Origin of the sequence: Roseomonas sp. TAS13, assembly GCF_001950415.1 — a bacterium.
Taxonomy (GTDB): Bacteria; Pseudomonadota; Alphaproteobacteria; order Acetobacterales; family Acetobacteraceae; genus Roseomonas; species Roseomonas mucosa.
Map to the genome: position 1 here is coordinate 1 of NZ_BDLP01000267.1, position 6,105 is coordinate 6,105.

Here is a 6,105-nt window from a genome sequence, read left to right on the forward strand (position 1 = left end):
TCCCGGGATCAGGCCGCAGGCTGGCGGCAACCACGGGAACCCACGAAAGCCCGGGGTCCGGGGACCGGCTTCGGTCCCCGGCGGAGAGGGGGTCCGGCGGGAGAGGCAGCGCCTCTCCCCCGGCGGCCGGAACAGGCGAGTCCGGCGCTCAGTCCGGCGTGATGTTGCCGCGGCGGACGACCTCCTTCCAGCGGTCGATCTCTCCCTTCTGGAAGGCAGCGAACTCGGCGGGGGTGCTGCCCACGACCTCGAAGCCGATCTCGTCCATGCGGCGGCGGGTGTCGGGGTGGCGCAGGGCCGCCAGGATGGCTGCGTGGATGCGGTTGGCGAGGTCCGGCGCCATGCCGGCGGGGCCGCCGATCGCCTGCCAGGAATAGACGGTGAAGCCCTGCAGTCCGCTCTCGATGGCGGTCGGCACCTCGGGAAGAAGGGCGGAACGCGCCTCACTGGTAATCAGGATGGGCTTCACGCGGCCGTCGCGGATCTGCGGCAGGATGGAGCCGAGATTCTGGAAGGAGAGCTGGACGTTGCCGGCGATCAGGTCGGTGGTGGCGGGGGCGCCGCCGGCATAGGGGATGTGCGAGATCTCCGTGCCGGTGGCCTGCTTGAACATCTCCATGGTCAGGTGGTCCGAGGAGCCGACGCCGGAGGTGGAGTAGGAGGTGGCGCCCTTGCGCGCCTTCAGCCATTCGACGAGCCCGGCGAGGTCGCCGGCCTTCACCTGCGCGGGGTTCACCACCAGGACATTGGGCGTGCGCACGGTCTGGCTGAGGCCGGTGAAGTCGCGCACCGGGTCGTAGCCGAGATTGGGGCGCAGCGCGGCGTTGATCGCCCAGGTGCTGATCGGCGCGTGCATCAGCGTGTGGCCATCCGGCGCGGAGCGGATGACGAAGCGGGCACCGATCTCGCCGGTGGCGCCAGGGCGGTTCTCCACCACCACGGGCTTGCCGATCCCCTGCTGCATCTGCACCCCGATGGCACGCGCCACGATGTCGGAGGATGAGCCGGGGGCGAAGGGGGAGACGATGGTGACGGTGCGCTCAGGCCAGGCCATCTCCGCCCGCGCGGCACGGGGCAGGAGCGCGGGCATGCCCAGAAAAGGCGTGAGAAGCGAGGCGCGGAGGAGGCCACGGCGTTGCATGTTCTTTTGTTTCCTTCCCAAATTGAGGTGCCACCCTGTTGCGGGTGGCGCCAAAGCTGGAAGCGACGTCACGGGTTCGCCTTCCAGCGGCTGGAGTGCGCGCGCGGCCCTTTCCTTCGCCGTACGGACGGGGCTGCTCTTGCCCCTTCCGCCGCGCCGAACGGTCCTCGCGCAGGGTGCATCCGATGGTCATGGCGATCCGCTCCGACGCGACGGATAGGTAGCCGCATGAGGCTTCACGAAACAGCCCATCCGCGCCCTTCCGCCCGCGGGGCGCATGACAGCGCCAGATCATCACGTACTCTTCCCTGGCCACATCCAGATTCGCAGTTCCAGGGTGCCAAGGAAATCATCGACGTTGATCGAACCGCCAGAATATCGAGAATGCCGGGTAAGTTGTCCTGAACCCCGGTTTTGCCCGCGAGGATAGTGTGCGCAGCGTGTTACAACGGCAAGGGCTATTCGGGCCACAGATGCCATCTGTCGCGCGGCGTGTGACACTGGTCGTCGCGGGCGTCTGGCTGGTGCTGGTGACTGGCCTGAGCTGGTGGATGTCGCGGTATATCATGACGGAGCGGCTCAGCGACTTGGCTGCCAGCGCCGAATACGACACCAGAACAACCGCGCGCATCGTCGACCGGCTGTTCACCGAGATGAGCAGCGTGGCCAATATGGTGGCGCATCAGAGCAGGGTGATCCAGCTTGCCACCCGCTATCGGGTCGATCCGCCAGACCTGGCCAGCTTAACACGCCAGCAGCGCGCCGCATATTTCACACGCGACCCCTTGGTGCGCAGCGTCGGCGATTTCATGAACAGTCTGTCCAGCGACCTGCGCTACGCCCGGATCTATATGAATAACCTGTCGGATGACACGGTAACGGCCAGCAACTGGGCCGAGCCCGACAGCATCGTCGGGATGATCTATCGGGAACGAAGATACCTCGTCGATGCCCTGCAGCACGGCAAGGGGCAGATGTTCGGTATCGCCCGCCTGAACAGAACGCCGTCCTACTTCGTGTCCAGCCGTATCGAGGACGCCGACGACGTGACGCAGGGCTCCGTCACGGTGAAGTTCGACGCACCGGATATGGCGCTCTATCTGGCAGGGCAGCACATCGCCCTGATCGTGAATCGCCAGGGGCGCGTGACGACCTCCTCGTCCGCGCCGTTCATGCTGCGCAATGTGGCCGCGCTTCTGCCACCGGACATCCTGCAACCTCCGGACGGCGACGAAGATATCGGCAAGCCCATGGACATTCGCGCCATGACCGGCCCGGAGCAGGCCGGCCAGTGGCAGATCGACGGGCATCTTTATCTGCTGCGGCGCCAGCCCCTGTCCGACAGGACGTATCAACTGCTCACGCTGGTTTCGCTCGATCCCCTGGCCCCCATGCGCCGGCAACACTTCTGGGTGGCGGGGCTGGTCGCGGCGCTCGGCCTCGTCCTGATCCTGCTCTCCGGCCGTGTCGCGGGACAGATGGTGTTACAGCGGCAGGAGGAACGGTACGCGGCGAATTACGACGCCCTGACCGGCCTGCCGAACCGGCGCGCGATCCTGGCCGATCTGGGTCAGTGCTTTGCGCTGGCGAAGCGGACACGCCAGTCGATTCTTGTGGCGTTCATCGATATGGATGAATTCAAGACGATCAACGACACCTACGGACACGAGATCGGCGACAAGTTCCTGGTCGAGGTTGCAAGACGCCTCTCGGCCGGTCTGCACCCCGGCGACGTGCCGGGACGGTGGGGCGGCGACGAATTCATCGTGATCAGGCTGGCCGCCCCGTCCAGGCCGGATGCTCCGGACGAAGCGGCCGCTGTGATGCGCAGACAGTTGGCGCCACTGCTGATCGGGACCTATGTCTTCGCCGGCTGCAGCTTCGACTATCCAGGCGCGAGCTTCGGCGTCGCGACTGTCGATCCCTCGGCCAGCTCGCTGCAAGCCGCACTCCAGGAGGCCGATCGGCTGATGTATGCGGACAAGCAGGCACGGCGGGCGCTGCGCCTGCGCGTGACGCCGCGCCCCTCCGTGAGATCGGAGCCAGTAGACCTTATTGCGGGCCGAGCTTCTCGACCAGAGAGCGCAGGCTCTGCTTCTCCTCCGCTGTCAGGTCGCTGAGCGGCGAGCGCACCGGGCCGGCGCCGCGGCCGATGATCTCGGCACCCGCCTTGACGATGCTGACCGCATAGCCCGGCTGACGGTTGCGGATGGCGAGGTAGGGGAAGAAGAAGTCCTTCAGCAGCCGGTTCACCGTCGCCATGTCGCCGGTGGTGACGGCCGCGTAGAAGTCCTGCGCCGTGCGCGGGATGAAGTTGAACACCGCCGAGGAGTAGGTCGGCACGCCCATGGCGAGATAGGCGGCGGCATAGACCTCCGCCGTCGGCAGCCCGCCGAGATAGGTCAGCCGGTCGCCCAGCGCGCTGTACACGGCGGTCATCGCCTCGATGTCGCCGACGCCGTCCTTGAAGCCGATCAGGTTCGGGCATTCCTCGGCCACGGCGGCCAGCGTCTCGGGCTTCAGCCGACAGTTGGCACGGTTATACACGATGACGCCGAGCGAGGTGGCCTTGCAGACCGCCGCGATATGGGCACGCAGCCCGGCTTGGGAGGTCTCGGTCAGGTAGGGCGGCATCAGCAGGATGCCGGCGGCGCCGAGTCGCTCGGCCTCCTTCGCATATTCAATGGCGGTGCGAGTGCCGTAGCCGGCGCCGGCCACGATGGGGACTTGGCCCGCCGCCCCTTCCACCGCCGCCTTCACCACCCGGGAGAACTCGCCCGGGGTGAGAGAGAAGTACTCGCCCGTGCCGCCGGCTGCGAAGAGCGTGGCGGTGCCGTAGGGCGAGAGCCATTCCAGGCGGCGGCGATAGCCGTCCACATCCAGGTCACCGGAGGGAGTGAAATCCGTCACCGGAAAGGACAGGAGCCCGGTGGGCAGCTTCGCCTTCAAGGCCTCCGGGGTGAAATGCTCCGTCATGCCGCTCTCCATCGCCTGGATACAAACATATATTGGTATGACGTCTTACGAATGGACCAGCCGGAACGCAAGCGGGAAGACGCGGGGTCAGCCGGCGGCGAAGGCGGAAACCGCCTCGCGCAGCCGCTCCCGGCTGTTCAGCAGGTGCAGGCGCATCGCGGCGCGCGCGCCCTCCGCGTCGCCGTGCAGGATGGCGGTGGCGATCTGCACATGCTCGATGCGCAGGATGCGGAGATAGGCCGCCCGGGCCTCGGCATCGCGGAACAGTTCCAGACGGGAGCGCGGAACGAGCTGCGCGGGCAGGCCGGCGAGCAGCGCCTCGAAATAGGCATTGCCGCAGCAGCCGGCGATCTGGAGGTGGAAGGTCCGGTCCATGGCGACGGAGCCGTCGGCATCGGCGGGGTCGGTGCCGAAGCGCTCCGCGGCCTGCAGCAGCGCCGCGGCCTGGGCCTCGCCCCGGCGCTGGGCGGCCAGCCAGGCGGCCTCGGATTCCAGCGCGACCCGCACCTCGATCAGGCGGAGCATCTCCTCCGCCGTGTCGATCTGCGAGGCTTCCAGCCGGTAGTGCGGCGCCTGGGGCGGGGCGAGCACGAACATGCCGCGCCCCTGTTCCACCGAAAGGCGCCCGGCAGCGCGGAGGCTGGAGATGGCCTCCCGGACCACGGTGCGGCTGACGCCATAGCGGGTGATCAGCTCCTTCTCGGTCGGCAGCTTGTCGCCGGGGCGCAGCTCGCCAGCCTCGATCCGGGCGGAAAGATCGTCGCAGACCTGGACGGCGAGGCTGGCGCGGCGGGGTTGCGCCACGGAGCGGGGCAGGAACGCGCCGCCAGGGCGGGCGGGACCTTCCCCGGGAGAATCGATGCCCTGGGAAGCGATGTCCTGGGGAGCAGTGCCCTGGGGATCGGGTCGGGAGACTGCGGATCGGGCCATGGTCGGTCTCCGTCCTCGCGCGGGCCAGGGGAATGGAATGACCAACGATGCATAGATCGTCCGTCATATGACTTCCAGATGACATTGCCCCGGGTTGTGCCCAGTCGGGCTGGGGCGAGCCGGGCGTGCCGGCACTGTGTTCCGCGTGCAGTTGCGAAGACGTTCACAGCTTTGTGGACACGCAATCAGAAGTTGACACTTCGTTCACAGATTAATAAAAATTGATACGTTGTCATTTAAATGAAATGCCATGGGGAGAAAGATCGATGCGTGCCATTCTCAAAGCCTCTCTTATGGCGAGCGCCATCACCCTGGGCGCGACCATGCCGGGCATCGCCATAGCCCAGAACTTTTCCGGGAGCAGTCAGTTCAGCAGCGCCGGCGTGACCGGTGGCAGCTATGCCAAGGGGATCGGCGACACCAGCGCCGCCTCCCAGAGCGCGGGCAAGGTCTACTCCTTCAACAGCGGCGGCACTTCCAGCGTGGAAGGCCTCTCGGCCACCTGGGGCGGCGCCACGGGCCCGGGCTCGTCCTTCGCCAGCGGCGTGGACTTCAGCGGCAGCGCTTGGCAGGGCGCGTTCAGCGGCCAGGGCTTCGCGCCCGCCGGGTCCGCTCAGTGAGCCGCGTGGCGAAGCAGCCGGCTGAGCGGGGCGTGCCGGTGGCACGCCTCCTCGGCGCGGGCATGCTGGCGGTGGGGCTGGCCTTCGCCGCCCTTCCCGCCTCGGCCCAGACCCAGTCCAGCAGCACCTCGGCGGGCGCGGTGGCCAATGCCATCGTGGTCAGCGGCTCGGGCTCCAGCAGCGGCTCCAACACCGTCACCTACAAGGGCGGCGTCGAGAACGTGCCGAGCGTCTATGGCGCGCTGTCCGTGGCGCCCTGCACCACCGCGGCGCAGATCGGCGGCGCCTTCCTGGGCGGCGGCTTCACCGCCTCGCTGGGCAGCGAAAGCGAGGGCTGCTCCCGCCGCGCCAACGCGGCCGCCTTCCATGCGATGGGGCGGGACGACGTGGCCATGGCGTTGCTGGCGCAGGACCCGAACGTCGCCAGGGCGCTGCGGG

6 protein-coding genes are annotated in these 6,105 nt (G+C 67.8%); 3 read left to right on the forward strand and 3 right to left on the reverse strand.

From position 1 onward, the window contains the following. Positions 1-148 precede the first annotated feature (148 nt). Positions 149-1,141, reverse strand: coding sequence for a tripartite tricarboxylate transporter substrate binding protein (locus tag ROTAS13_RS17595; RefSeq protein WP_075822984.1), 993 nt, complete (start codon positions 1,139-1,141; stop codon positions 149-151). Positions 1,142-1,635: 494 nt separating this feature from the next. On the opposite strand from ROTAS13_RS17595, the gene ROTAS13_RS17600 reads away from it, so the two are divergent. Continuing rightward, complete coding sequence (locus tag ROTAS13_RS17600; RefSeq protein WP_083755592.1) at positions 1,636-3,261, forward strand: diguanylate cyclase; 1,626 nt, start codon at positions 1,636-1,638, stop codon at positions 3,259-3,261. Here the strand turns inward: ROTAS13_RS17600 and kdgD are convergent. After that, on the reverse strand, positions 3,194-4,117 hold the full coding sequence (gene kdgD, locus ROTAS13_RS17605) for a 5-dehydro-4-deoxyglucarate dehydratase (protein WP_019462206.1): 924 nt from the start codon (positions 4,115-4,117) through the stop codon (positions 3,194-3,196). The two genes, ROTAS13_RS17600 and kdgD, sit on opposite strands and share 68 nt — an antisense overlap. A gap of 87 nt (positions 4,118-4,204) precedes the next feature. Then, entirely contained in the window at positions 4,205-5,047 is an 843-nt protein-coding gene (locus ROTAS13_RS17610; protein ID WP_139323410.1) for a FadR/GntR family transcriptional regulator, read from the reverse strand. A 266-nt stretch (positions 5,048-5,313) separates the two neighbouring features. On the opposite strand from ROTAS13_RS17610, the gene ROTAS13_RS17615 reads away from it, so the two are divergent. Both ROTAS13_RS17615 and ROTAS13_RS17620 read left to right on the forward strand, forming a co-directional pair. Further along, positions 5,314-5,667, forward strand: coding sequence for a hypothetical protein (locus ROTAS13_RS17615; protein WP_126281900.1), 354 nt, complete (start codon positions 5,314-5,316; stop codon positions 5,665-5,667). 5 nt (positions 5,668-5,672) lie between these two features. Continuing rightward, the coding region (locus ROTAS13_RS17620; protein ID WP_216348677.1) for a hypothetical protein at positions 5,673-6,105 on the forward strand (433 nt) is incomplete at its 3' end.